The sequence below is a fragment of the Acetobacter orientalis genome (assembly GCF_000963965.1).
Lineage (GTDB): Bacteria > Pseudomonadota > Alphaproteobacteria > Acetobacterales > Acetobacteraceae > Acetobacter > Acetobacter orientalis.
Window position 1 is genome coordinate 27,429 of sequence record NZ_BAMX01000020.1, and the last position, 26,201, is coordinate 53,629.

The following is a 26,201-nucleotide window of genomic DNA, read 5'->3' on the forward strand; positions in this document are numbered from 1 at the left end:
CAAAAAAGAGCCGGTAGAATACAGTTTAAGCGGCTTTTTTGCCTTAATACCCCCTAAAAAGCGAACATAACCATCTAAACAGTGACTTACGCCCCAAAAATGACCTAGCATGCGGGTAGGAGACGGTTATGCGGGCTTATAGCGCGTAACCTAAAAGAAACTGTAGAGGTAAGTATGGAAAAACAGGTGCATTCAATCTGGGCACAGTTTAACGGGCTGTTACCAGTTATTTTAGGCTATGTTAGCCAGTTTTTACTTGCACTGGTGGTGTTGTTTATTGGCTGGAAGCTAATTAACACCGTAACCCGCGCTATGGGCCGCATGATGGAGGCCAGCCACATAGAGCCAACATTACGCGGCTTTTTGCTGAGTGTTGTTGGGCTCTTTCTTAAGGCGCTGCTGTTTATTAGCGTGGCCTCTATGGTGGGTATTGCCACCACGTCGTTTGTGGCGGTTTTAGGTGCTGCGGGCTTGGCCGTGGGTATGGCGCTACAAGGCAGCTTGGCTAACTTTGCGGGCGGGGTGCTTATTCTGCTGTTTCGCCCCTTTAAAGTGGGTGACTCCATTACCGCTGGCGGGAGCTCTGGCACGGTTACATCAATTGAGATGTTCCGTACCGTGCTGATTGATACCAGCAACGAAGTGATTTATGTGCCTAACGGTACGCTCTCTAATAACGTTGTTGTTAACAGCTCACAATCTGAGCGTATTCTGGGCTCTGTTAGCCTATTAATTGATTATCAGGACGACCTAGACAAAGCACGCAGCCTTTTACTTGGCTTGACCGAAGGGGATAGTTTAATTTTAAAAACCCCTGCCCCTTCTGTTTCTTTTTCGCCAAAGCCTGCCAATATTCAGGTTACGCTGGGCTTTTGGTGTGCACCGGGTAATGTAACCCCTTTGGTGGGTAAATATTCAGAAGCGGCTATTAAAATTTTGCAGCGTGAAGGCTACCGCCTTGGTGTAACTGCGCGCACAGCCACATAAAACGCAGCCCTATTTTTTTAAGCTGCGTATTGAGAGCCACGCTGGCCAGCAGAGTAACAATGCGGGCCAGTGTAGCTTTTAAACTTTTTAAGCCGCTATGTAATTGAGATACAATTTTTGCAGTTGCCGTGTTTTAGGGCCAATCACTGCATTATTAATTTTTATGCCATCTACTGAAAGCACAGGGGCAATCAGGTAGGTTGCACTTGTTACAAAAAGCTCTGCTGCCTGTGGTAATTCTTCTGGGCGTATGGGGCGCTCTTGCAGAGTTAAACCAGCATTTTGCGCCAGAGTAAGTACGCGCTCTCGTGTGCAGCCCGCCAAGAGCAGGTTAGACAAAGACCGCGTTATAAGGCTGCCCTGCGTATCCACCATAAACACATTAGAAGATGCGCCTTCGGTTAGGCCATCGGCATCGTAAAACAGGGTATCGGCCAGACCATTGGCCAGTGCATTGCGCTTTGCCATAACCTGCGGCATGAGCATGGTTGTTTTAATATCTCTGTGCAGCCAGCGGATATCTGGTTGTAACTGTACGTGCACACCTGCGGTAAAAGCGGGGCTTGTTTCAAAATGACCGGTGTTAGCCACCATCATAAGCGTTGAGCGCCCTTGTGGCTGTGCGGTAAAATTACGCGGTGTTACGCCGGGCGTGACCTGCACATAGACAGAACCATTGTGAATGGCATTTTTTTGCAAAAGCTCTGCCATAAGTGCAGGCAGGTTTGCCATTTCTGGTGGTGGGGCCATATCGCAGGCCTTAAGTGAGCGTTCTAAACGGGCAAGATGGGCTGGGGCGTCTATCAACTTACCTTTAACGACAATACAGACCTCATAAACGCCTTCACCAAAGGTAAACCCACGGTCGAAGGGAGAGATACGGGCCTCTTCTGCTGCAAGAAATGCCCCGTTAAGAAAGATGATCGACATGCACGCTAACCTTGTTACGATAAAGTTTTGAACCTACCCCTCTACCATGGTTCTGACCAGTGTGATCTTATAAGAAAAACCCAACACAGGCAGGGTTAGCCCAAATAGCTAACACTGCACTGTGGGTATAGCTCAACTGCTTTACACGCCTTTTATGTAAAGCAGTCTTTTCCTTTTATTATAAGAATTTTTGCAGTTTATACGCACCTTAAAACCAGCTTCTTATACCAAAGGTAAAACGGAGGTCTCCTGTTTTTTCACCTTGGCTATGGGCTATTGTACGCGCTTGGGTAAGGTAGCCAGAATAAGTAACGGCAATATAAGGCGCAAATTTACGCCAAATTTCATAACGTAGGCGCAGGCCGGTATCTATATCTGACAAACCAGCCCCCACTTGCCGCCCGGCATCTGCTTTGGTGTAGAGGTTTACCTCTGCCTGCGGTTGTAAAATAAGGCGGTTGGTTAACAAAAAATCGTAAGAACCTTCTAGCCGTGCGGCAAAACGACCACGATCGCTTACATAGCCAGTGGCTTGGAGTTCAAACTGGTACAGCGCCAGCCCTTGCACGCCAAAAGCAGCCCATGTGCGGGTTGGGCCATCATCAATATCGGCCCGCACACCGCCTTGCAGATTAAAGTAGGTTGAAATAGCACGGCTATAAAGCAGCTCATGGTCTCCATCATGCAGGCGGCCACGTTGCAGAGTGCCTTCGGTTTTGAGCCAGAGTTTATTGTAGTCTCCGCCATACCACGCCTCTCCATCCCACTTAAACTCTGTGCTGGTGGCGCTATAGCGGCCTTCTAGCTGGTTAAAAATACCATGAAAATAGCGCCCTTGATCCATAACCGGGGGCATGTGGCCGACATACATAACCGGCGTGCCCTCCGGCGCATCTGCCGCATGGTATGTGGGGGTGGTAGGGGCTGAATAAGCATGGCCACTACAGAGGGCCAGCATAAGGCCTGCTGCTAAAATATGGTGATAGGTCATGCGACAATCACCGTTCTGAACATGCCTTGATCCATATGGAGCATAAGGTGGCAGTGGTAGGCCCACATGCCTGGTGCATCGGCTGTAACCAGATAGCTTAATTTTGACCCCGGTTGGGCAATAAGGGTGTGCTTATAGGGTTGGTATGCCCCCTGCCCGTTTTCTAGTTCGCTCCACATACCGTGCAGGTGTATGGGGTGCTCCATCATGGTGTCGTTAATGAGTGTGAAGCGAACACGCTCATTTTTTTTAAGGCGTATGGGGCCGGATTCTGAAAATTTGCGGCCATTAAAACCCCAGATGTAACGCTCCATATTGCCGGTAAGGTGCAAAATAATCTCACGCGTTGGGGGGCGTGAGTCTGTGCCGGGCCGGGTAGCACGCAGCTGTTTATAGGTGAGCACCCGGCGGCCATTATGCTCCAGCCCATCGCCGGGGCTGCCAAGCCGGTCTGTGGGCATGGCGGCAATATTCTGGTTTTCAACATTAAGGGGCGGTGGGCCGGGGTCATCTACCTGCAAAAGCGGGGGGGCGGTTGATGGCGTGGCAGGGGGAACCGCTTGGTCTATTGGGCCTGTATGGTGGCCCATAATGTGCCCGCCCCTGTGCGCCATGGGGCTTGTTGTATTGCTTAGCGGCATGGCGTGGGGGCTATGTGCTGCCGTGCTTGCGTGTGCTCTACTGGGCATGCTCATGCCGCCCATATCCATACCGGGCATGTCCATGCCTGACATGTCCATACCTGACATATCCATAGTGTCATCGGGCTGTGCAGGGGGTTTAGCTTTTGGGGTACTGGCCGTGGGCACGGGGGCAATGGTGTTGGATGCTGTGGGGTGCGGGGCGGCGGCCATAGGCATGGCTGCGTGCGTGTGCTGCGGGGCAGCAGCACCATGCGCTGCACCCGGTGCTGCTGGCAGAGTGGCCATAGGCGTATGGGGCGGCATAGCCATGCTGGGCATGCCCAGCATGGTTTGCATGCTTTGGCCGGGCTGCATTGTGCCCATACCCATATCGACCATGGTGCGCACAGGCCGGGGGTCTAAAGGCGGTATGGGGGCCGACATACCCGCACGGGGGGCCAGTGTGCCACGGGCAAAGCCTGTTCTGTCCTCACTTTGGGCAAAAATAGTGTAGGCTTGGTTGGCCTTGGGCTGCACAATCACATCATATGTTTCGGCCACGCCAATCCGAAATTCATCAACTGGCACGGGCTCTATGTCATTACCATCAGCCTGCACCACCAGGAGTTCAAGCCCCGGTATGCGCACGTCAAAAAAGGTCATGGATGAGGCATTGATAAAGCGCAGGCGCACGCGCTCACCGGGGGTAAAGAGCCCTAGCCAGTTTGTGTCTGGTGCTTGGCCATTGAGGAGGTAGGAGTAAATAATGCCGCTCACATCGGAAATATCGGTGGCGGCCATACGCATTTTTGACCATGCCAGCCGGTCTTTAAGGGCGGGTAGAACCCCTTCGGCTGCTTTTGCATCAGGCAGGAGAGACGCCGCAGTGCGTTGGCGAAACGTATAATAATCGCTCTGCATTTTAAGGTTGTTGAGTATGTCTTGGGGGTCAACATCTGTCCATTCAGACAGCATAATAACGTAGTCTCGGGGGCAGGCGTTGGGGTCTGGCTGGGTGGGGTCTATAACCAGTGCGCCGTAAAGGCCCTGTGCCTCTTGCATGCCCGAGTGGCCATGGTACCAATATGTACCACTTTGCGTAACCGGGAAGCGGTAGGTAAAGGTTTGGCCGGGGCTAATGCCGGCAAAGCTAATACCCGGCACGCCGTCCATTTGAGCAGGCAGGCGGATACCATGCCAATGCAACGACGTGTCTTGGTGCTTGAGGTGGTTGGTTACGGCAATCTCGACCGCATCACCTTGCCGCCAGCGTAGAGTTGGGGCGGGCACACTGCCGCCAATACAGGGCGCTTTAAGGCTTTTACGGTCTATTTCTATATGGGTATGGGCCACTGTAAGCTGCCACTGGGTAGCAGCCTGCGCGGGTATGACCCCGGCTTGCTGTACCTCCGCCAAAGCAGGGCGCGCAAAAGCCGTTGCAACGCCCCCCGCAGCCAAGCTGGTTACAAACCGACGGCGCGTAAGGCCACCCCGTAAAAAAGACGGGCTAGACATAAAATATTACTTTCCCAAACAACACAAAAAGGCAAAGGCAGCACTGTAAAAAGTGCTTAGGCAGCCTGTGTTTTTGGGGGCCTTAGCAAAGGGAGCCGGTCTGTACCGACCAAGTGCACGCTGGCCCGTGGCAGCAAAGCGGCTTGCCCTACGCCTAACGGCAACACGGGTAACCCTATTAAAAGGGGGGCCATGCTTTGTGTGCACACTGTATGCGTGTCACAGCATTTTTCATGCCCGTGCTCGGCTGGCGTATGCGTGGGGTGGGGCATAGCCGCACAGTCTGGCTGTGTTGCGGCACTGTGGCACGCGCTATGCGCCATAGTGGCATGCCCCAACTGGGGCTGTGCGTGCGCAAGCGCACTTGTAAACACAGGGGCAAACAGCACACAAAGGCAGGCAAACACGCCAAGACAAAACCTGAGGGGAGCCGTGGTTGCGTGCATTTATCCCTCCCCCCTCTTTCTGTGCTGTGGCGTGTAAACTAAACGGCCTGCTTATATACCCGGTGGGGGCATATAAGAAAGGTTTTTTTACGGGGTAGCAGTTGGGGCCGCAACGGGGTGAGCGGTTGGTAATGCTGTATCTGGGCGCAGGGGCATTTGGTCAAAAAACGCGGTTGCCCCTGCGGGGGCGCACATGTGCCGGGCAAAGGGCTGGCTCAGGCTACCACTGGGTAGCGCAAGCACCAAGGTAGCCGGACTAACACACTGGGCGTTGTCGTACACTGCGCCAGACACCCAATGCAGGCGGGCTGTAAGCTCTGCCTCTGGCATAAAGGCAACGGCGGCCATAGCTGGTTGGGGCTTAGGGCCACCAACGGCACGGCGTGTTACGGGCAGCACATGCCCGGTGGCATTCGCAAACTGCACAAAAGGCAAAGGCTGTATTTGGCACGGGCCTGCACCAATATTGCGCACAACCAGCAACGTGCCGCTTTGCGACATGCCGTTAAAGGCGCCGCCTTCATCATCAAGTGTCAGAGAAAGCTGCTCTGCTTGGCAGGTGGGGTAGGTTTGTGGGGCTGCATGCGCGCGCGCCGCCATAACAAAGGGCGCAACCGTTAAGCTTACGCCCCCAACGACAGCGGCAAGATTTTTACGCAGTGCGTGGCTGAGCATACCGGTGTGTCCTTTTTTTGGGGCGTAACGTGGCCGTTTAAGCGGGCACCGTAACAGCGTATTGGCCGCTACCGCCGCCCCCCTTTTTATAACACTACCCTACCCACAGGGTAAGGCATGCGTGAGCCTGCAACACACCATGCCAGATTATGTTGAAACCGGGCACAGGGGTGTGCCATGCTAACAGCACGCCCCCTAATACCCCCCGTACAGAGCATAAAAACCAGCCTGAGGGAGCGTGCTATGGCCGTACATACTGTTGTTTTACACCAAGCTGTTTGGTCTGGCCCGAACAACACCGCGCTAAAACCCTACCCCCGCCCCGGCATAACAGCCGCCTACCTGGCCATGCGCTTGTTTGAGCACACGCTAGGCAGCGTTATTGCCTGTGAAACCACCCCATATGGCGCGCTAACCGGGCCAACTTGCGCCCTTATTTACTGCACACTTGCCCCCCAGCATGAAGCAGAGCTGCTGCACACGCTCCTACCAACCTTTCAACATGACCCTACGTTAAAACGTGCTGTGTATAATAAAGACATTGCTTACCACTGTATGCCGTTGCCTGATGTTGAGCTGTCGCACCCGTTTAATGAGGCAGAATTTAACGCCCTTTATGCCAAAGTCTACGCGCAATATGCAGTTTACGGCATGGTTTAAGGAGAGCGTGGTCATACTGACTACCTAAAAGCTCTTACCTAACCACCCCAAGCACGGGTGCCCTTATTTTTTGCGTACAGTGTGCTGTTTTGCTCTTTTATGGCTGCACACGTGCCGCCGTTACAGGTGGCACGCGCCTAGACCCTGTGCCGTGCGCCACCTATCAGGAATTTGATAAGAGTTATTAATTTATACCTCTGACTTATGCGTTGACCATATCTATATCCGTTAATATACAGACAACCAGAGACCGAGCAGGAGAAAAAAGCTGGGCAAAAGCTCTAAACCTCTTTCTTTCAGCTTTAAGGCGCTACGCCTTAGCTCTGCCTTTCTCGTAGCAGTTGACCGGTCTATTTTTTAGCGGTCAGAAGGACGATAATGAGACAAAAGACCGCATTTTGCTCTTGTGTTCATAAACCGCGCAGGCGGTGTCGTTTTTCTTTTGCCTGTTTTCCATTCTCCACGAGGTAAAAATGGCTTACGCGACAACAAACCCCTACACCGGGGAAGTGCTGGCGACTTTCCCTGAAGCCACGGATCAGGACGTACAGACCGCACTTTCCGAAGCCTATGCCGCTTTTGAAAAATGGCGCGAAACATCTTTTGAAGAACGCGCCCGCGTTATGACAGCAGCCGGGGCTATTTTGCGCCGCGATGTTGAAAAATATGCCCGCCTTGGCACACTTGAAATGGGCAAAACATTTGAAGAATCGAAGAAAGAAGTTATTCTTTCTGCTGAAATTTTCGAATATTATGCAAAATATGCCCAAGAGCTTCTTAAGCCAGAAGCCCTGCCCGTAGCCGACCCGGCAGAAGGCAAAGCCACGCTAGTACACGAACCCCTTGGTATTGTGTTTGCCATTGAGCCATGGAACTTCCCGTTCTATCAGGTTGTGCGCATTATTGCCCCGCAACTTTCTGCTGGTAATGCTGTGCTGCTTAAGCATGCCTCTAACCTGCCGCAGTGCGCTGCCGCCTGCGATGACCTGATGATTGAGGCTGGCTTGCCTAAAGGGTTGTTCCGCAACCTTTATGCTGCACGCCCCCACACCGCCATGATTTTGAATGACCCGCGCGTGTGCGGCGTAGCCCTTACCGGCTCTGAAGGTGCTGGCACCATTATTGCTGGCGTTGCAGGCAAAGCGCTGAAAAAAGCCACCATGGAACTGGGTGGGGCAGACGCCTTTATTGTGCTAGACGATGCCGATGTAGAAAAAGCCGCCAAGTGGGCTGTTATTGGCCGCCACTGGAATGCTGGGCAGGTTTGTGTTTCTGCAAAACGGATTATTGTAGCAGAGAGCGTTTATGACCGTTTTGTAGAGCTTTATAAAAAAGGCGTTGCAGACCTTAAAGCCGGTGACCCAATGGACGCCAGCACCACGTTGGCCCCCCTGTGCTCACGCGCTGCAGTAGATGACCTGCACAACCAAGTAACCGCCGCCATTAACCATGGTGCAAAAGTTGAAGTTATTGGGCCAGAAGTACCGGGTAAAGGCGCCTTCTTCCGCCCGCTGCTGATGACCGGCCTTGATGGCGATAACGAAGCCCGCCACTGGGAATTTTTTGGCCCGGTAACGCAGCTTTACCGCGCTAAAGATGAAGCTGATGCCGTGCGTATTGCCAACGACTCACCTTACGGGTTGGGTGGTGCGGTCTTTACCAAAGACGAAGCACGCGGCGCACGCGTTGCCGCTAAAATTCGCACAGGTATGGTGTTTATTAACCACCCGCTGGTGCCAAAAGCAGACCTGCCATTTGGCGGCATTGCACGCTCTGGTTATGGGCGTGAGCTTATTGGCCTTGGTATTAAAGAGTTTGTAAACCACAAGCTCATTAATATTGTGGATATTGACGCACCGTTCTAAGCAGAACCCGGCAGCAGGCGTGTAAAAGCGCCTGCTGTTTTTTGTTATTTTTCTTAAAAACAAAAATTTTTACACCTTCTTTATGAAGCGTGGTTTTGCACGGGCATAAGAACCCCTGCCCCGTCTTACTTTTGGAAAAGGCGCATACACCAGATGGCATCCAAATCTGAAATTCTTATTGTTGGTGGTGGGGTGGCTGGTCTGGCCCTTGCAACACGTTTGGGTAAAAGCCTTGGCCGACACGGAAAAGCGCGTATTACGTTAGTAGATAAAAGTTTTTCGCATGTCTGGAAGCCCATGCTGCACTGCTTTGCCGCAGGCACGGTGCTGAACGAAAACGACCGGATTAGCTTTATTTCTCAAGCCAGCAGCCACCATTTTGAATTTTGGCCCGGTGAGGTTGTGTCTGTTGACCGAGACAAACGCGAGGTGGTTTTAAGCCCCCTCCATGCCTCTGACGGCACTAAAGTGCTCGAAAGCCGTACCCTAACCTATGATGCCATTGTGCTGGCCGTAGGGAGCTGCGCCAACGATTTTGGCACACCCGGCGTTAAAGAAAACTGCTTATTTATTGATAACCTGATTGAAGCCAACGCCTTTAATGAAAAATTCAGAATGGAAATTCTGAAATCTTTTGCCAATAGCTCACAGCTTGATATTGCCATTGTGGGCGGTGGCGCTACGGGCACCCAACTTGCCGCAGAATTGCATAAATCTTTAGAGATTGTTGACCCCGTAAGCCTGCACGCTTTTGGAAAAAAGCCCCCTAAACTACGCGTAACGCTTTTACAGTCTGGCCCGCGTATTTTACCGGCCTTTCCCGAATCTGTCTCGGTTGCGGCACAGCAGGAGCTGGAGCGTTTGGGGGTTAATGTCTGCACCTCCTCTCGCGTGGCATCGGCTGATGCCACTGGCTTTACCTTAAAAGATGGCACCCATGTTAATGCGACACTTCGCGTTTGGGCGGCAGGGGTTAAAGCCCCAGACGTAACCAAGGCCTATGGTGGTCTGTCTTTAAACAAATCTGGCCAAATACTGGTTAAACCCAACCTAAGCTCTGTTGATGATGACAGAATTTTTGCAATGGGAGACTGCTCTTTTATTACCGATGAACCCCTACCAGCGACCGCGCAAGTGGCACGCCAGCAGGCCCACCACCTTGCCCAGCATTTACCTGCGTGGTTAGAGCACGGTAAAAATGTGCCATCCTGCATTTTTCATAACAAAGGGGCTATTGTGGCCTTGGGTAATTATAATGGGTGGGCAGCCTTACCGGGCGGCACTGTTTTAGGTGGGGGTATTATGCATGGGCTTTCGGCCCGGTTGGGGCATATTATGCTCTACCGCAAGCACCAGATTGAGCTTTTTGGGTATTACCGGGGGCTGGCCTCTATTTTAGCAGACTGGATAGAGGGCATTATTCGCCCCCCTGTTAGACTAGATTAAAGCACTTAGGGCAAACCTTTAAGTAAAACGCTAGAGGTTTGCCATGCCACTTCAAACGGTTGTGCGTTTTTAGTAATTTTAACCATAAGTGTGGCCCCCAGCCATGTTTGGTACAAAGCCGCCGCCAGCATAGGGGCTGGAAGTGTTTGGCATAGCGAGCCATCTTGCTGGCCGTTTTGTATAACCTGTGCCAAACGCTCAATAACGCGGGCTGTACCACGCTGCATAATCTGGCGCATAGTTTCTGAAAGATCTGCTATTTCAGCGGCTAATTTTACAATCAGGCATTTGTCGCCCACTTTGCCATCTGTGTGCGTGTTGCGCCAAAACTCCAAATAACTACAGATTTTTTCGTAGCCATTGTGGTGAGGGGCCGCAAATAGAGTCTCTAATGTGGCAAGGTAGTCTGTAATATACAGGCTCAATAATTCCTCACCAAAATGCTCCTTAGAGTTAAAATAATGGTAAAATGACCCCTTGGGTATGCGGGCCTGCACCAATATTTGTGCAATACCCACAGCAGAAAACCCGCGCGCACCAATAAGGGGGCGGGCGCTGTCAAGAATACTGCGTTTAGCACTTTCGTGTTTGTTGGGCACAGTCATGGCGGCAAGGGGTTTCCGGCATTGGGTATAAGGGGGCTACCCTTGATAGGCGCACCGGGCAGTTGGTGCAATGGAGCCACCCAACACCAGCTATGCACGCCCCAAAAGGTAGCACTTTATGCGACACAGCCTTGTGCCCAGCCCCTTACGCTATGGGGTTGCCCAACACGGCCTTGCTCTATATTTTTACCCAAAGGGTTAACGTGCAACCACACCAGCACATACCCGAGCTGCGTAAGCTACTGGATATTTTTGCAAAAGGGGTGGAACACTGGTGAAGGCTTTTTTACCGCAGGCCTTACGCTTTGTTACCCCCACATGCCTGCTCGCCACTGGCCTAGGCGCAGCCCTGCTGGCCAGCACAGTGCCCAGTTGGGCCGCGACGGTACCCCTTGCAACCGATATTTTGCCATCTGGCGTGCCCCTCCCTGTGCCCGCACCCAGCTTTGTGCGCCCCCCAGAAGATAGCAGCACCGAACTACTTGGCCATGCCGGTGGCGCACGAGACTGGCTGGCCCGCCAAGGCGTAAGCCTAACCATACAAGACGTAGAAGAAATATGGGGCTTACCCGCAGGCGGCACGCAACGGGGCGCCACTTATGATGGCATGACCGCAGCCGCCCTTATGCTTGATACCCAGCCCCTGTTTGGCCTTAAAAACGGCCTGTTTAATATAAGTGCCCTGCAAATACGGGGCCGTTCTTTTACAGCCGAGCGTTTGGGTGCGCTTAATACCGTAAGCGGCTACGATGCAGGCCGCTCTACCCGGTTGTTTGAGCTGTGGTACGAGCAAGGGTTTTTAAATAACCACCTCAATGTGCGTGTAGGCTCGCTTGACCTAGATACTGAATTTTTGGTGAGCCAGAACGCCTCGTTTTTTCTTAACTCCAGCTTTGGCTGGCCGCTTTCTACCTCGAGCAATTTATATTCTGGTGGGCCATCTTGGCCTTTTTCAGCATTGGGGGGGCGTATAAAATGGACACCTGCCCAGCCCCTTGTGCTTATGGGGGCCATAACAGATGACAACCCAACCCAAGGCCCATTTTATAGCACCATAAGCCCTACCGAACGCGACCCCTCTGGCACAACATTTTCAACCCATGGTGGGGTGCTCTTTATGGGAGAAGCCCAATTATGGCTGGATATGGCCCGCCAGCTAGCCGGGCCAGACGCCCCCGCCCTGCCCGGCACATGGAAGCTGGGCGGCCTGTATGATACTGGCCGCTTTCCTGACCAGCGTTACGATGCCAACGGCACACTTCTGGCCAGCCCAGACAGTTCTGGCGCACCCTATTACCACCACGGCAACTGGATACTCTATGCGGTTATAGACCAGATGATATGGCGCAAGGCCAAAAACTCCGGCAAAACCATCAACTTTTTTGCCCGTGCTATTGCCGCCAACCAGACCCGCAACCAATTTGCTTTTGAAATACAAAGCGGCTTTACTTTTGATGAACTCCTGCCCGACCGCCCAGATGACACGATTGGTATAGCGTGGGGCACTAGCCTTTATAGTGCACAAGCCCGCCACTATGCCCAAGATAGCGTGCGCCTAGGCACAAGCCAGCCTTACAGCCTAACGCCCGAGCACCATTTTGAACTTACCTACCAAGCCGCTGTCACACCCTACCTTATTGTGCAGCCCGATTTTCAGTATTTCATGCATGTAGGTGGCACCACACAAGACCCCACAACCGGCAAACGGATACATAATGGCGTTGTGGCCGGGCTAAACATAACCACCACATTTTAAAGGGTTTTAGCCGCAACAGGGCTGAGAGTGCGGCCTAGGCGTTAATTTAATGGAAACGTCAATTTTTACCCCTGCTTAAGGCTTTATACTACCCCGTTATGTGAAACACGCTGCAACGAAAGGCAGGACGTGATGGGTGAGGGGCAGGCTGAGGCTATGAGCAACACAACAAACGCACAAAGCATGGAACGCGAGCATATTCGCCGCGAAATTATTGATGATTTGGACGAAGAATTTGAACTCTCTTTGGAAGAAGAAGCCGTAGGTGGCACACTTGGCGCGGCTGACCGGGCCTTTAGGCGCACCTACTTTAAAGAGCTTATTCGCCTACAAGGTGAGCTGGTTAAACTGCAAGACTGGGTTAAAGCCACAGGCCACCGTGTTGTTGTTATTTTTGAAGGGCGCGATGCCGCAGGTAAAGGCGGCGCCATTAAGCGCATTACCCAACGCCTTAACCCCCGTATTTGCCGCGTAGCCGCCCTGCCCGCCCCCAACGACCGTGAACGTACCCAGTGGTATTTCCAACGTTATGTGGCACAGCTACCCGCCGCAGGCGAAATTGTGCTGTTTGACCGCAGTTGGTACAACCGCGCAGGCGTTGAGCGCGTGATGGGTTTTTGCACAGACGAAGACTACGAAGAATTTTACCGCAGCGTGCCAGAATTTGAGCGCATGCTGGTGCGTAGCGGCATACAAATTATAAAATACTGGTTTTCTATTACGGATGAAGAGCAGGAAATGCGCTTTAGAGCCCGTATTGAAGACCCCTTGAAGCAATGGAAACTCTCCCCCATGGATTTGGAGAGCCGCAGCCGTTGGGAACGCTACACAACCGCCAAAGAAACCATGCTGGAACGCTCCAGCATTGCAGAAGCCCCATGGTGGGTGGTGCAAGCTGTTGATAAAAAACGCGCGCGCCTTAACTGCATTGCGCACCTGCTGGCACAAGTGCCCTATGAGCCGGTTGAACACCCCGAGGTAACCCTACCCCCGCGTGTGTACCACCCAGACTATGAGCGCCAACCCACGCCCGACTCTATGATTGTGCCTGAAGTTTACTAAGCCTTTTATGCAAAAAGGTCTGGCAGGAGAAACCCCTGCCAGACCTGATGCAAGCCTTGTTTTAAGAAACAACTAGAACTTAAGAACAAGATTGCCACGTGCACCGCTATTAAGAGACTGCACGCCATATTGCCCAATGTAAGACACACCGATATCGATCCGGTCTGTTAGTTTTGCGGTCAAACCCGCATTGACCACCGCTGAATCTTGCGACAAAGGCACACCTGCAATATCCATAACGCCACTATTGGTGCCAATAAAGGTTTCATGCAGGGTTGGTGTTGTCAGGCCAAAGGCATGGCGATAGGCCAGCGAAAAATGTGGCACCAAGCGTGTTTGCCCAGCCTGATACCATGTTGCCGCCCTAAAGCCGAACGTGGCAAAAGTTACCCCTGTATCTGTGCCATGGCCATGTAGGGCAGACGTACCGCCATATTCATTAAATTTTTTGGTTTTAAGGTTTACATACGCCACATTACCAAAGGGCTCAAACACACCACGCTGGCCTACGGGCACTTTATACCCGACCTCACCAAAGCCTTGCGCTGTGCCGCCATTATAACTGCTGTGCAGGCGGTCATGGTATCCAACAAAATTAACATCTCGTGTTATGCTCATCAGGTTCCAGCTATAAGACCCACCAAAGCGGAAGTTAAAGCGGCCCCAATGGTGGCCAGAATAAGCACCAACAGAAATATTATTGCTATTACCTGAAGAATTACGACCACCCCCCACATCAAACATGGAGCGGCCATACCCCGCCATAAGGCCCAAACGCCAGTTATCTGTTACCAGTGTATCTAACCCAAGTACCACGCCTGTTGTGGTAGAATGCATACCTGCGGCGTTGCTGTCTGTGCGGTTATGGCCAAAGCTGCCATAGCCCTCGCCCCAAAAAGCAGAACGATGTGCGGTGCAGCCATCTTTGGTTTTACCGCCCTTTAAGCCCACAGTGCGAATGGTGTTGTCACTCACACTGCCATCACATTCAGCCGTATCGAGGCGGTCGAGAACAGCTTGACGGACAAAGAAACTATCTTGAATAAGTGCTGTGCGGGCAGAGGCATGTACCTCGCCTGAAAGGGCATTCATGGCGTGGCGGGCTTGTGCAGGGTCTAGTTGCTCAACGGCCTGTATCATCTCGTTCCGTTCAGGCAGTTTGTCCAGTGCTCGTGCGTTTTCAATCTCGTTACGTGTGGTTGCAACCGATGAAAATAGCACGCTGTTTCTGAGCATCATAACGTTTAGGTCGTTATAATAATAAAAGAGCCGAGGCGAGAGAAACGTGTAAGGGTTATTAATATTGCCGGTTAGGGTGTAACTTCTATCTGTAAAGCCACCGGCCGCCGTTACCACCGTATAATACTGGTGGGCGCGCAGAGCATCTGCAGGTGTCATGCTAGGTGACACGGTGCCAGATACCGCAGCCGTGCCTGTTACATTCACTTTACCAGACTGGATTTGGCTATACGTTATGCCGTCCATATTCAAAGTTTGGCCAGTTTTTTGGCCGTTACCCTCAACGGTTATGGCAGACCCCTGCCCCAAAGTGAGGTTACCGTTAACCGTAAGCACACCTGTTGGCCCGGTAGGTGAAAGAGTGGCGTTTTGCTGTATGTCTGTTGTGCCAACAGCCCCTGTGCCAGAGAGCTTGGCCCCGCTTTGCACAGTAACAGCAGACGGCGCAATAGAACCAACAACATCTAAAGTACCAGCAGCAACAGTTGTAGCCCCAGTATAGCTATTATCTGACGTAATAACAGTCGTACCCGGGCCAACCTGATTTAAAACACCGCTGCCACTCATGCTTTGCGATAAGGTTACGGTATTGCTATGGTTAATGTTTAAGGTGCCATTATTTACAATCGTGCTTGTGTTCGCAATGCTGCCGGTTTCTCCGCCATTCCCTAAGGTAAGGCTGGCACCTTCAATTGTTGTAGAGCCAGTATAAACGCTCTCTCCGGTTAACACCTCATTGCCGCCTGCAATCAGCAAAGAACCAGAGCCAGCCAAACGGCCTGAATATGTATCTTGCGCATTATTAAGCGTAAGTTGGCCACTTAATGTGCCATCAGCCGTACCAGATAGAGAGGCAGCCTGTGTGCCACCCTGTAGCACCTCAAACGTACCGCCATTAGCCTGCATAGTGCCCGCAATACTGGCAGATACAGACGTAGAGCTACCATCTTGCATGGTTAAATTGCCGCCAATGGTACTATTATTATTAATAAGCGCAGCCCCAGAGTTAACGACATCTTTTTCCATAGAGGCGTTATCGGCTGTTAGGGTGTTACTATTGGTCACAACACCCGTAACAGAGGCATAAGACAGCGTTGCAACACCGGAATTGTTCAAATTACCGTTCAGGGTTTCATTAACCGCTGTAAACGTGCCATTTTGTGCGTTGTTAACCGTACCCGTTATTGTACCTTGGGAAACAAGCGCTGCACTAGAGTTTGTTACGTCACCTACTATTGCCCCTTTGGTTTGTGCAAAGGTGCCACCGTTTTGGTTAACAACATTCCCTTGAATGTTGCCACCCGTTATCATGGCAGAGCCACTGTTTATGATGTTGCTCCAAAAATTTATATATGTGCTGGCCAACGTGCCGGTATTATTTGTTTGCCCAACAATACTGGAGTTTCCGGAAATATTCGTAAAACCATTGTTATATAAATTTTTGATAGAAAAATTAGTAACGGTTAGCGTTTGGCCTGCGCCCACCGTATAGTCTTGCACCTGGGCATACCCCTTTTGTGCCAGAAGCCCACTCTCAAGCGGTACGGCACACACAAGTGCTGAAAGCCCAAGAAGCCTCTTTTTAAAAAGAGCTGAGCAAAGCTGATGACGCCGCATGCGGGCTGTTCCCTTCAATATGAAACGTGTGCAGCAGCGCATGATGCAAGAGCCGTTTAAATGCAGCATGACTGCCATTATTCTAAGGGACAGTAAAATTAGGAACGTTAAAATTTTGCCAATATTTTGGCGTTTTTATAAATAATTTTGAACTATATCTTGCCGTTTATTAGTTATTATTTCAATTTTATCTAAATAATTGCTCTTGTGTTTTTTTCTTTTTAACAGGTATAAGATTTTATTGTTGCGTTATATTAAATATAACGCAGACCGGCCTGAAATGGTCTTTATGAAGCCTATTTCTCAGGCTTCATAAATAAGGTATTCATGCTCTGTTTCATCAAATTGAATTTTAAGAAGGGTTGAAAGCATCGTTAAAAATTCATTATTTTTTGAAATATAATAAATACCATTTACTTTCTTATTTTCAATTTTCTTTGAGAGTATTTTAATTTTCTTTTCTGAGTAACGGTTTATTTTTGTGGCCATATCACGCAAAGTACTATCATGAAAAATAAGATACCCCTGCGTCCATGAAAGGCTGTTTTGCATATTAGGGTGGTCTGTCAGGTATTTACTATTTTTTGATAAAAAAATGCGCTGCCCCTTGGTTATTATTTGGGCTGGCAGGGTAGAGAGCGCGTTGCTAACACTTAACTGCCCGTTAAGAGCTAACAGTTCGCAGGTTGTATCTGTCAGGCAGGCATCAAACTGGCCGGTTTTTTGAATTGTGGCTTGTAAGTTGCCCACCATTAATTTGATATCTGACGCTGTCGGGCAATTTAAATAAACTTGCCCTCTTAACAACCGCCCTTCCATCGTTTTTTCGTTTAGGAGGAGTATTGTATCTGTATCCAGCCGCCACTCTACACCATTCGGCTGAGTGTGAGTGAGTGTTTGTGCCGTGCGCGTTTTAAGCACACGGACTGCAACAGACGTGCGGGGGTACGATAAGACCAAACACCCTGCCCCCGCCACTAAAAGCGGCAGTAATGCACGCCGCCTTAACACGGGCTGCGCTTTGGGCATATACGGAGACAAAGTGGCAGGCGGCACCGCTACAGGGCGTGCCACACCAGCAATAAAGTCCCAACTATCTGAAACCTGCTCAAATATAGCCGCGTGGCGCGTATCTTGGGTAAGCCACGCACAAAAATTGGTTTTGACCTGCTCGGACACGTGGTCTGCATGCAGGCGTGCAACCCAAATTGCCGCTTGCTCCCGTATGTGCTGGTCAGATGTACTTTGTTTCAATTCTCAACCCATGTGCTTAAAAAAACTAAGGCTTTTGCAATATGCTTTTCGACAGCGCTTTCACTGATACCTAAGCGTTGCGCAATGTCTCTGTATTGTACTTTTTCAATACGGTGCCAAAAAAGAATTTGCCGCGTACGCTCTGGAAGCTGATTATAACCATCTTGAAATTTTTCAAGCCTTTGTCGGGCTGCATAGACCTCATCTGGTAAGGGGTTGGGGCAGGCCTCTTCTTCTAAAATCGTATCATCTTTATGAATAGAGAAAATTTGTAAAATGCTACTTCTTTTTCTGGAGTTGCTAGCATTGTTAACGGCACTTTTTACAACATAGGCTTCTTTATTTTCTACTTCTGTTGGTTTTTTTTCCAAATAACGCACTAACGCAGCTTGCACATGGTCTTCTGCGTCGTTGTCTTTGGTAATAGACCGTACTTTCCGGTACAGAACAGACCATTCCTTTTGGTGCATCAGAAAATTTTTTATCATGCTGGTAACACTTTTCCCAACGCAAAGGAGAGAGTGCCCGGCATAGCTGAAATACCATAGCAGATTATGTTATACTTCCGTGACATTTTGCCGTGCCTTTTTGGCTCTAAAGGCACGGCTGCCTGCATATTATTGTGCGTCATGAACCAACGTGAGGGCCTGGTTTATAGCTTGCAAAAGGGTGTCTTTTATTTTTTGCTTTTGTTCCAAAGTCTTGTGCTTTTGGCCAAAGAAAAGGCTTTTCTTTTCAGCCTGCACAGCAGCCTGAAGTTGCACAGCATCGGCTTTTACCACCTGCTCAGCCAAGGCAGCCTGAGCAGAAAAAGTCTCGAGTTCTGCTTTTGCCGTTTCTGGCGCGTAGCCTAACCTGCTGCCAGTTTGCGCGGCCCGCACCAGTTCATCTGGGGCTTGTTGCATACGCTCAAAAGGGGCCAAGGCGTGGTAGGCTTCTATTAAGCGGGTTAGACGCCCTGTAAAGCCTTGGGTGGGCACCTGTACGGGGTGGTTGGCATCGTAAACCAGCACAACAGAAAGCGGGGTATGCGCAGCTTGTGGGGGCAACACAACATGGGTTGTTAACAAATTGCCTTCGTAATACCAGCCGACTTGGCCCGCAAAGGGGGTAGGAGCCAGCACATGGCCATTTACCAGAATACGTGCGGGCGGCATAGCTGCGGGAAAACGTAGTGCATAATGCCGTAGCGCAGGCATGCCTTTAAAATGGCCAGAAAGGGGCGCTATCTCAACGCGCTTTTCTGTATTAGTTTGTTGAGCGCTTACCGTAATGAACCCATATGCGCCTTTTTGGTATTCTACACCCTGCCCGTTATCTTCATAAATATTATAATATGTTTTTTCTTTTTGGGATGTTGGCCAAATTTCTATAACCCGCTGGGGCTCAGCACTTTGCCCTGACACAGCCTCTTCAAGCGGCATAATAGCGCCTGCTTTTATAAGCATTGGTGTTTGATGAAGAGAGAAGTATTGCGTAATTTTTGTTGGCCCGGTGTAGGTTTTACCACTTGAGCGTTCAACCCATTGGCCAGGCGGCACCCACAAGGTAGCCTGCACCAAGCCTGTTTTGTGGTCTACGGGCTGCACAATAGGGGCTACAACCATATTATCACCAAATATATATTCATTTGGCATGGTGTAGGCATCGTTTTCTTCGGGCCAGTCGTAATAGAGAGGCCGATTAAACGCGATACCCGTGTCGTATGTTTTGCGGGCTTCTGTATAAAGATAGGGCTTTAGCTCTGCCCGTAAGCGAAAGCTGGCGCGTAAAATATCTGAATATGGCTCAGGATAAGCCCAAATACGGCGCTCAGCCTCGGGGTTTTTTGTGGTATGTGTTCTAAAAATTGGGCTGAACACACCATATTGCACCCACCGTGTGTAAAGCTCTGGGTCGATAGCGCCGGGAGAATGCCCCCCGATATCGTGGCTCCAGTAGGCATACCCAACATTGGCAGCCGTCGCTGTAAACCACGGTTGAAACGCCAAAGACTCCCACGTTGAAATAGTATCTCCTGAAAAACCTATCTGGTATCTATGGTTGCCTAAGCCCCCCCAACGATGGAAAACAAGAGGCCGCTTACCCTGTCGTTCTTGATCTGTAAAATGCAGGTAATTGAGCCACCATGTTGGATTAAGCCCTGCAATAGGTGTGGTTTTTTCCTGCTGCCAATCAAGCCACCAAAAATCTACCCCCTGTTTTTCCAACGGGTGGTGCAACACTGAAAAATAGGCTTGTGCATAGTTTTTTTGCGTAATTAAAAAAGGCACATACTGAGTGCCTTCTGGCATGTTCATGGCTTTTACCATGTCTGGGAATGCACTTTCCCAAGATTGCACACCAGAGGCCGGGTGTAAATTAAGAGCAACCTTGATACCCTGCGCGTGTAATTGCGCCATAAAGGCCGTGGGGTTAGGGAAAAACGTGCTATTCCATGTATAACCATCCCACCCTAAACGGTGGCCAGATAAATCTTTAAGGCCACGTTTTTTGAGCTGATCTTCATTAAGGTGCCAATCCATATCAACAACCATTACATCAAGCGGCAGGCTGTTTTCATGGAATTGTTGTACCAAAGAAAGCAGGTCTTGGTCGGTATATGACCAGTAACGCGACCACCACACCCCAAAAGCGTACCGAGGTGGCAGTGGAATACGCCCCGCAACTGCACAATAGTCTGTTAGTGCTTGACGGTAGTTATGCCCATACCCAAAGAAATATAGGTCTTGGTGGGGGGCTGTTGTGCGCTCTTCTACCCATGCGCCATCAACAACGGTTTTTCTGACCACCGGCTTGGGAGATACGCTAAACACGGGGCTTTGGCTATCATCAACCACAGACCACCCCGAGCGTGACACCAGCCCATCTTCCATAGGAGATTTGAGATGAGAGCCTGATGAGCCATCTAGCGTGCGGGTTGTACCAAGCAGGTTTGCAGTATCTTTTTGGCCAGCATGCCATGTTACAGGTGTTGGGCCACCTTTTAGGGTAATTTGCAGCGTTTTGTCGGTAAACTGCCCTTGCGCATCTGGGTGGTAGGTTAAGGTTAGGTCTTGTGTTTCAAGCGTTATGCCGTTGGCGTCTGACGTTTTCGTAAAATGTGGTACAGGTAATTGCCTGTTAAGAAAAACAAGAGTTGCACGGTCTTCAAAATGACTATCTGCCGACCACTCCATACGAATAAGGCGTGAGGTTAAAACCGTAAAACGGGCATGCCCCCATGTTACGGTTGCGCCTGCTGCGGCATGGGGTACGGCTTGTGCTGGGGCAACGCGGGATGCCGCATAACAAAGCAAAGGTGACAGCAGCGAGAAAGCTGCTGTCACCAGAATGGTTGCTCGAAATGTCATTGAGTTAGAAGATCGCTTTTCTTACAGAGAGTTAAGAACAACATGGAAGTAGATACCACGCCCTAAATAGCTTGTGTTATTGGTGTATTGTAGTTTGTTACCAACAACGTTGCTAAACCGTGTACCCGTGAGGTTTTGCACCTCGTAACGGAAAGAGACGTTTTTATAAACTTTATGCCAAAAAGCCATATTGAGCATAAAATAGGCACCCTGCCCTTGGTTGTTGCTTGCGTAACTACCAATGCTGGTCAGGTATTTATCTGTATAGGTTGCCGTTGCACGTAGGCCACCTTGAATGGCGGGAATATGCCATGTTACGGCACCATTCACCAACACATCGGGCTGGTAAATCATGTGGTTAATGCGTGTTTGCTGGCCGCTTGAATTGACATATTTCATGTTGCCCTGCATCCATGTTGCATTCATGGACAGGTCAAAGAATTGACCCCATAGGGCAACTGAACGGTCAAGCACTGACAGTTCAAGCCCATGAATGTTGGAACCTGTAGCATTCATGGGTTGAGAGACGTTGTATAAGACACCGTCTTGCATGGTTAAGTTTCTGAGTGTGTAAATATCGTCCTGAATCATTTTGTCAAAGAAAGCGAGACTGACCATACCCTGACTATGGTCAAAATATTGGTCGATAGAGAAATCGAAGTTATGCGCTTTACGTGGTTTAAGGTTAGGATTGCCACGACTAATAGAGCACGCTGCACCACCATCTTCATCTGATGTGCCGCAAGTAATATTTTCAGCTTGGGCAATATTGGACGGGGTTGGGCGCCCGATAGAACGGCTATAAGCCCCATGGATGTTCATTTTCCATGGAAAACGGTGCACAAAATCAAAAGAAGGCAGCGGGTTAATATAATTACCGCTTTTTTTCGTGAAGTTATCTGACACAAGGTTATTTGATACAGTCGGCATCCAGGCTGAGTAACTGGTATCATCTGCTCTGACACCTGCAATAAAGACAGTATTTTTGAGAGCATAATGCAGAGAAACATACCCGTCTGTTACGTCTTCTTTGTATCTAAAATTACTTATTTTTGAATCGTAAATACTACTTGCTAATTTAGAAGACCCCTGCGTTAGACTGCTCCAATCAAATTTGCGCCCATCTGCATTAAGAAAGACGTAAGGCAGGTTCCATTTTGATGGCACATAATTTGTAAAATTTGCATAATTTGTCATATCAAAACCAGTATCATATTCCTGCATTCTGATATTGTTTTCGAGCGACAATTCACGCCATTCAAAACCGGCAGCGAGGCCGAAACCGCGGGACTTGTAATCTGTATTGTAGGTGTAATCGGCCCGCACAGTGGGAATACCTTCTTCCGCGCTGCGCCATTGTTGCTGCATTTGGTAAGCAGACCATGTGGAGTTTTGTAGCGCGGTAGCACTGGAAAGAGATGTCAGGCGGATAATATCACCATCTTTTGCGTTACCAGAATAGGTTGCGTAAAGTTTTTTGGGATATGCGCGCATGCGCTCTAAAGGCTGGTAGTTATCATACCCTTCCCATGTGTACCCTGCACGCACCACAACAGAATGATTACCATGTTTCCAGTCAAGATGGCCCATTATGCCATTTGAATTACGAGAGTAGGTACTTTGAATACGACGCACATATAAAGAGTTAACTTGTATAGTGCCGCTATTATCTGTTTGGTTTTGTACGGTATTTTTTAAATTATAAACATTCATATCACCCATAACATTTTCTGAACGTCTATATGTCCAACCCAGAATAGAGGCCTTAATATTTGTACCAACAGGTCGCCATTCGAGTTTACCTGAACCACCCAACGTGGTGACCATATTGGCATATTCTGAATTGGAGTAACTGGACGGGGTCATTCTACCGTTCCAGTTTGGGTTGGTTGTTGGGTCTGTTGTCGTTGAAAGGGCTTTTCCGGATTTATCAAGATATTGAAAACCGCTTGATGACCCTGTCTGGTTTGTAACTCGGTCTTGGTAGCGGCTGGAGATAACAATACCAAATTGTTTTTCTTTACCAAACCGGTAAGAAATGTTGGATTTTTCGCCCGCACCTAAATGGGGGGAGTACCCTTTAATACCATTATTCCCAACGGAACCTTTATAGGTAGAATAAATACCATACCCATCTAGATGTGCATAAAACCCTTTATGGTCGAACGCGCTCATGGGAATAAGATCTATGATACCGCCAATTGCATCGCCTGATTGTTCAGCGGTAAAACTTTTATAAACATTGGTACGCGATGTCATTTCGACTGGTGTATCTTGCAGGTTTACACGCCGCGTGCCTGACCCTGTTTCACCAATGGAGGCCATGGTAAGGCCATCGACCGTTGTGTGGTTAAGGTCTGGGCTAATACCACGCAAGCTCACATAACGCGGTTCGTCACCGTTAATAATACCTGTAACACCGGGCAAAAGCACCAAAGAAGACGCAATGGACGAGTTGCCGCCAAGGTTTTCGTAGGGGTCATAGGCGATACTGTCCATAACGATATTGGACGTGCGTTTTTCAGCCTTAACGTAACGGTGCCCGACAGAGAAAACTGTTTCAGCATCATCTGGTTCTTTGCGTGCACTTTTTTTAACTGCTTTGCCGGCCTTATTTTTTTTGATGATGAGCCCACCACCCGGTTTTTCTATGCTCTCTAAATTGCTGCCTGCCAAAAGTTGGGTCAGTGCATCGTGGGGAGTAAATACGCCATTAACCGCATGCGCTTGCAGGTTTTTTACGGCATCTGGCGTATAGACAACCATTGTATGCGTTTGTTGCCCCAAAGCGTCTAGCGCACTCCCCATGCTTTGCGCAGGAATATGCACTGGCATAGCCGAACCGGCAATTGCGCCAGCTTGGGCAGCCCATGCGTGCAGCGGCGTAAAAAGCGTGCCACCAAGGAATGCAGCGCAACTTAGGGAAGTAGCCTTGGTTTTTTTGATACGCATGGTGAGAGTTCAGCTTTCTGAAAAAACAGGGTCTACTGAGCAGACAATTCTGCTGCGCTGTTTCCTCAACAAAACGGGTTACATTTCATAAAACCGTCATAGTATAAAATGTATTGGGGCATTCCCCGCACCTTAATAGAGCACCCGAACCGCTCATATTGTTATTGTTTTTCAGTGTGTTACATTTAATTTCTCTCATTATAAACAATAGAGTGGTGCTGTAAGAATATTTGCCTGCCAAAAGTGCTGAAAAATGTCTGCGCAACACTGAACTGAGACCGGCTTAAGTGTAAGAAGCAGAGTAACCCCACGGCGGCCCTCAGACCGCAAGCCGCGCTGTAGCTGCCTGTGGTCGCCCTTATTTTGCCGGGGCTTTACCGCTAATATACCCACTTGCTAACGCCGCGACTAAGGCTTGGGCTTCTTCATCGCTTAAAGTGCCGGGGTTATCTTGCGGCATGGAATAGCGGATTTTTTGGAACAATGCGGCTGGCCGTGCCAACCATTTTTGCGCAAACGCTGGGCCTGCAAGGAGTGGGGCCTCGTCTAAACTCCGAGAGGGGGTGTTATGGCATGCCCCACAACGCTGTTTATAAAGCGCCACCCCGTGCGCCACCTGCTGTGAGGGAGCGGCACTGCCCGCCGCCTGCGGGGCCGCCCGCCCTTGCACGGGAAGCACCACCAACAGGCCACACGCGGTTATTTGCGTAAAACGCAGTATGCTTTGCATGCTAGGCACCCTTTTACTGGTCTACCCGTTTGCGGGTGCCTGCTTCCTGCACGGGGGCAACTTGGTGCTTATCTGGAAAAACAGGGTCACTAAAATGCTCAGTGGCGTATTCGGCCTGCTTGAGCAGGTCTGCTGTGGGCGGTAGAGCGGGCGCGGCTTCTGGCATTGCTCCAAAACGAAAAGCTGAAGTGAGGTCTCCAAACGTATCGCGCCGCCACTGGGTAATATTAGGCTCGCGCACACCTGTTATACGCTCAAGAAATTGGAGTGTTGAGGTGTGGTCAAAGGTTTCGCTGCAAACCCAGCCGCCCACTGTCCATGGAGAAATAATGATGCACGGCACGCGAAAGCCCGCCCCAATAGGCCATTTATCAACATATTCGCCCGGTGTGCCGCGGGGGGCAAACGGTGGGGGCACATGGTCAAACAGGCCGTCATTTTCATCATAATTGAGAATAAAGGCCGTTTTTGCCCAGACATCTGGGTTGGCGGCAAGTGCGTTTAGTTTTTGCGCAATAAATTCAGCACCGGCAGCGGGCATATGGTCAGGGTGTTCGCACGCCCAGCCGGGGGGGCATAGCCAAGAAACCGTTGGCAGGCGGTCGTGCAAGGCATCATACTCAAACTCGCCTTCAGACGGTTCTGGCACACCTTTGCGGTACAGGGCAGAGCTATGGGGGGCATCCATAAACTGCCGGAAATGTTGCAACTGGTTAAAGGGGCGGCCATGCTTGCCGCACTGGTAAATGCGCCAGCTTACACCGGCCTCTTCTAACCGTTCTGGGTAGGTTTTCCAGCCAAAGCCTTCTTCTGGCTGAATGTTGCTGGTAATGGGGCCGCCACCGGTGCCGTCTGGGTCTATCATACCGGTCATGTAGTACAGGCGGTTTGGCCCCGTTGGGCCCAGAACCGAGCAATGGTAGCCATCACAAATTGTAAAGGCATCGGCTAAGGCGTAATGGAATGGAATATCCTCACGCTTGAAATAGCCCATAACATAAGGGGCATTTTCTTTATCGACCAAACGGTGAGCTAAAAGCCACTGGTCCATTCTGCCGCCATTCCAGGCAATATGCTGCACGTTCCATGCGTGGCTGGTTGAGGGCAGTTTTTGCGCGTTGGTTGTTTTGGTATCAAGGTGGAAAGGCAACAGATAGTCTGAGTGGTAATTATCTGGGTCTGGTTGGTAAAAAACACTTTTGCCGTTTTTAAGGGTGAGAGCGTCTGGGTCGTTAAACCCGCGCACACCCGCCAACGTACCAAAATAATGGTCGAAAGAGCGGTTTTCCTGCATGAGCAGAACAACATGTTTAATGTCTTTAAGCGAGCCTGCCCGTTTAGGGGTTTGCGCCATAAGTTTGCGCACATTAGGCGGCATGAGCGTTGCAGCAGAGCTAAGCGCTGCCAGACGCGCGGCATCGGTTATAAGGCGGCGGCGCGTTGAGGGGCGTGAGCGAAACATAGACCGACACTTCCTGCTTTTATCAATACCTAT

At 50.1% G+C, this 26,201-nt stretch carries 19 protein-coding genes; 6 read left to right on the forward strand and 13 right to left on the reverse strand.

Annotated features, from left to right (window positions below):
- Positions 1-174: 174 nt before the first annotated feature.
- Entirely contained in the window at positions 175-987 is an 813-nt protein-coding gene (locus Abor_RS08435) for a mechanosensitive ion channel family protein (RefSeq protein ID WP_048841425.1), read from the forward strand.
- Positions 988-1,074: 87 nt separating this feature from the next.
- Here the strand turns inward: Abor_RS08435 and Abor_RS08440 are convergent, their stop codons facing one another.
- The 5 genes from Abor_RS08440 to Abor_RS08460 all read right to left on the reverse strand — a co-directional run bounded on the left by Abor_RS08440 (position 1,075) and on the right by Abor_RS08460 (position 6,167).
- Entirely contained in the window at positions 1,075-1,917 is an 843-nt protein-coding gene (locus Abor_RS08440; protein ID WP_048841426.1) for an aminotransferase class IV, read from the reverse strand.
- A gap of 208 nt (positions 1,918-2,125) precedes the next feature.
- Positions 2,126-2,875 (reverse strand): copper resistance protein B, encoded by a 750-nt coding sequence (locus Abor_RS08445; RefSeq protein ID WP_048841468.1) that lies wholly within the window; start codon positions 2,873-2,875, stop codon positions 2,126-2,128.
- 29 nt (positions 2,876-2,904) lie between these two features.
- Complete coding sequence (locus Abor_RS08450; RefSeq protein WP_048841427.1) at positions 2,905-5,046, reverse strand: copper resistance system multicopper oxidase; 2,142 nt, start codon at positions 5,044-5,046, stop codon at positions 2,905-2,907.
- Positions 5,047-5,102: 56 nt separating this feature from the next.
- Positions 5,103-5,492: a hypothetical protein gene (locus Abor_RS08455; protein ID WP_048841428.1), complete on the reverse strand. Its 390-nt coding sequence runs from the start codon at positions 5,490-5,492 to the stop codon at positions 5,103-5,105.
- Positions 5,493-5,579: 87 nt separating this feature from the next.
- On the reverse strand, positions 5,580-6,167 hold the full coding sequence (locus Abor_RS08460) for a DUF4232 domain-containing protein (protein ID WP_048841429.1): 588 nt from the start codon (positions 6,165-6,167) through the stop codon (positions 5,580-5,582).
- A 243-nt stretch (positions 6,168-6,410) separates the two neighbouring features.
- On the opposite strand from Abor_RS08460, the gene Abor_RS08465 reads away from it, so the two are divergent.
- The 3 genes from Abor_RS08465 (at position 6,411) to Abor_RS08475 (ending at position 10,138) form a co-directional block, all read left to right on the forward strand.
- On the forward strand, positions 6,411-6,827 hold the full coding sequence (locus Abor_RS08465) for a hypothetical protein (RefSeq protein WP_126621306.1): 417 nt from the start codon (positions 6,411-6,413) through the stop codon (positions 6,825-6,827).
- 473 nt (positions 6,828-7,300) lie between these two features.
- Positions 7,301-8,692, forward strand: coding sequence for an NAD-dependent succinate-semialdehyde dehydrogenase (locus Abor_RS08470; RefSeq protein ID WP_048841431.1), 1,392 nt, complete (start codon positions 7,301-7,303; stop codon positions 8,690-8,692).
- 153 nt (positions 8,693-8,845) lie between these two features.
- Complete coding sequence (locus Abor_RS08475; RefSeq protein WP_048841432.1) at positions 8,846-10,138, forward strand: NAD(P)/FAD-dependent oxidoreductase; 1,293 nt, start codon at positions 8,846-8,848, stop codon at positions 10,136-10,138.
- Between the two features lie 5 nt (positions 10,139-10,143).
- Here Abor_RS08475 and Abor_RS08480 read toward each other — a convergent pair whose 3' ends face one another.
- The gene (locus Abor_RS08480) at positions 10,144-10,743 is read right to left on the reverse strand and encodes a TetR/AcrR family transcriptional regulator (RefSeq protein ID WP_048841433.1); all 600 of its coding nucleotides are present in this window, start codon (positions 10,741-10,743) and stop codon (positions 10,144-10,146) included.
- Between the two features lie 274 nt (positions 10,744-11,017).
- Between Abor_RS08480 and Abor_RS08485 the strand changes: the two genes are divergently transcribed.
- The gene (locus Abor_RS08485) at positions 11,018-12,499 is read left to right on the forward strand and encodes a carbohydrate porin (RefSeq protein ID WP_232014999.1); all 1,482 of its coding nucleotides are present in this window, start codon (positions 11,018-11,020) and stop codon (positions 12,497-12,499) included.
- A gap of 156 nt (positions 12,500-12,655) precedes the next feature.
- Positions 12,656-13,561 (forward strand): polyphosphate kinase 2, encoded by a 906-nt coding sequence (ppk2, locus tag Abor_RS08490; protein WP_048841470.1) that lies wholly within the window; start codon positions 12,656-12,658, stop codon positions 13,559-13,561.
- A gap of 72 nt (positions 13,562-13,633) precedes the next feature.
- Here the strand turns inward: ppk2 and Abor_RS13135 are convergent, their stop codons facing one another.
- The 7 genes from Abor_RS13135 to Abor_RS08525 all read right to left on the reverse strand — a co-directional run bounded on the left by Abor_RS13135 (position 13,634) and on the right by Abor_RS08525 (position 26,168).
- A complete protein-coding gene (locus tag Abor_RS13135) occupies positions 13,634-16,417 on the reverse strand; it encodes an autotransporter outer membrane beta-barrel domain-containing protein (RefSeq protein WP_048841435.1) in 2,784 nt (927 codons plus the stop codon).
- Between the two features lie 303 nt (positions 16,418-16,720).
- Positions 16,721-17,671 (reverse strand): FecR family protein, encoded by a 951-nt coding sequence (locus tag Abor_RS08500; RefSeq protein WP_048841436.1) that lies wholly within the window; start codon positions 17,669-17,671, stop codon positions 16,721-16,723.
- Complete coding sequence (locus Abor_RS08505) at positions 17,668-18,159, reverse strand: RNA polymerase sigma factor (protein WP_048841437.1); 492 nt, start codon at positions 18,157-18,159, stop codon at positions 17,668-17,670. Before Abor_RS08505 ends, Abor_RS08500 begins: the two co-directional genes overlap by 4 nt.
- 129 nt (positions 18,160-18,288) lie before the next feature.
- Complete coding sequence (locus Abor_RS08510) at positions 18,289-21,024, reverse strand: glycoside hydrolase family 31 protein (RefSeq protein ID WP_048841438.1); 2,736 nt, start codon at positions 21,022-21,024, stop codon at positions 18,289-18,291.
- Between the two features lie 21 nt (positions 21,025-21,045).
- Positions 21,046-23,976 (reverse strand): TonB-dependent receptor, encoded by a 2,931-nt coding sequence (locus Abor_RS08515; protein ID WP_232014998.1) that lies wholly within the window; start codon positions 23,974-23,976, stop codon positions 21,046-21,048.
- A gap of 358 nt (positions 23,977-24,334) precedes the next feature.
- On the reverse strand, positions 24,335-24,706 hold the full coding sequence (locus Abor_RS08520) for a c-type cytochrome (RefSeq protein ID WP_048841439.1): 372 nt from the start codon (positions 24,704-24,706) through the stop codon (positions 24,335-24,337).
- A 13-nt stretch (positions 24,707-24,719) separates the two neighbouring features.
- Positions 24,720-26,168: an alkaline phosphatase family protein gene (locus tag Abor_RS08525; RefSeq protein ID WP_048841440.1), complete on the reverse strand. Its 1,449-nt coding sequence runs from the start codon at positions 26,166-26,168 to the stop codon at positions 24,720-24,722.
- Positions 26,169-26,201: the final 33 nt, after the last annotated feature.

What these genes read in the sequence shown, in the direction of transcription:
- Abor_RS08435 (WP_048841425.1), top strand. Translation starts at nt 175, where the DNA reads ATGGAAAAACAGGTGCATTCAATCTGGGCACAGTTTAACGGGCTGTTA.
- Abor_RS08440 (WP_048841426.1), bottom strand. Translation starts at nt 1,917, where the DNA reads ATGTCGATCATCTTTCTTAACGGGGCATTTCTTGCAGCAGAAGAGGCC.
- Abor_RS08445 (WP_048841468.1), bottom strand. Translation starts at nt 2,875, where the DNA reads ATGCTGGCCCTCTGTAGTGGCCATGCTTATTCAGCCCCTACCACCCCC.
- Abor_RS08450 (WP_048841427.1), bottom strand. Translation starts at nt 5,046, where the DNA reads ATGTCTAGCCCGTCTTTTTTACGGGGTGGCCTTACGCGCCGTCGGTTT.
- Abor_RS08455 (WP_048841428.1), bottom strand. Translation starts at nt 5,492, where the DNA reads ATGCACGCAACCACGGCTCCCCTCAGGTTTTGTCTTGGCGTGTTTGCC.
- Abor_RS08460 (WP_048841429.1), bottom strand. Translation starts at nt 6,167, where the DNA reads ATGCTCAGCCACGCACTGCGTAAAAATCTTGCCGCTGTCGTTGGGGGC.
- Abor_RS08465 (WP_126621306.1), top strand. Translation starts at nt 6,411, where the DNA reads ATGGCCGTACATACTGTTGTTTTACACCAAGCTGTTTGGTCTGGCCCG.
- Abor_RS08470 (WP_048841431.1), top strand. Translation starts at nt 7,301, where the DNA reads ATGGCTTACGCGACAACAAACCCCTACACCGGGGAAGTGCTGGCGACT.
- Abor_RS08475 (WP_048841432.1), top strand. Translation starts at nt 8,846, where the DNA reads ATGGCATCCAAATCTGAAATTCTTATTGTTGGTGGTGGGGTGGCTGGT.
- Abor_RS08480 (WP_048841433.1), bottom strand. Translation starts at nt 10,743, where the DNA reads ATGACTGTGCCCAACAAACACGAAAGTGCTAAACGCAGTATTCTTGAC.
- ppk2 (WP_048841470.1), top strand. Translation starts at nt 12,656, where the DNA reads ATGAGCAACACAACAAACGCACAAAGCATGGAACGCGAGCATATTCGC.
- Abor_RS13135 (WP_048841435.1), bottom strand. Translation starts at nt 16,417, where the DNA reads ATGCGGCGTCATCAGCTTTGCTCAGCTCTTTTTAAAAAGAGGCTTCTT.
- Abor_RS08505 (WP_048841437.1), bottom strand. Translation starts at nt 18,159, where the DNA reads ATGATAAAAAATTTTCTGATGCACCAAAAGGAATGGTCTGTTCTGTAC.
- Abor_RS08510 (WP_048841438.1), bottom strand. Translation starts at nt 21,024, where the DNA reads ATGACATTTCGAGCAACCATTCTGGTGACAGCAGCTTTCTCGCTGCTG.
- Abor_RS08515 (WP_232014998.1), bottom strand. Translation starts at nt 23,976, where the DNA reads ATGCGTATCAAAAAAACCAAGGCTACTTCCCTAAGTTGCGCTGCATTC.
- Abor_RS08520 (WP_048841439.1), bottom strand. Translation starts at nt 24,706, where the DNA reads ATGCAAAGCATACTGCGTTTTACGCAAATAACCGCGTGTGGCCTGTTG.
- Abor_RS08525 (WP_048841440.1), bottom strand. Translation starts at nt 26,168, where the DNA reads ATGTTTCGCTCACGCCCCTCAACGCGCCGCCGCCTTATAACCGATGCC.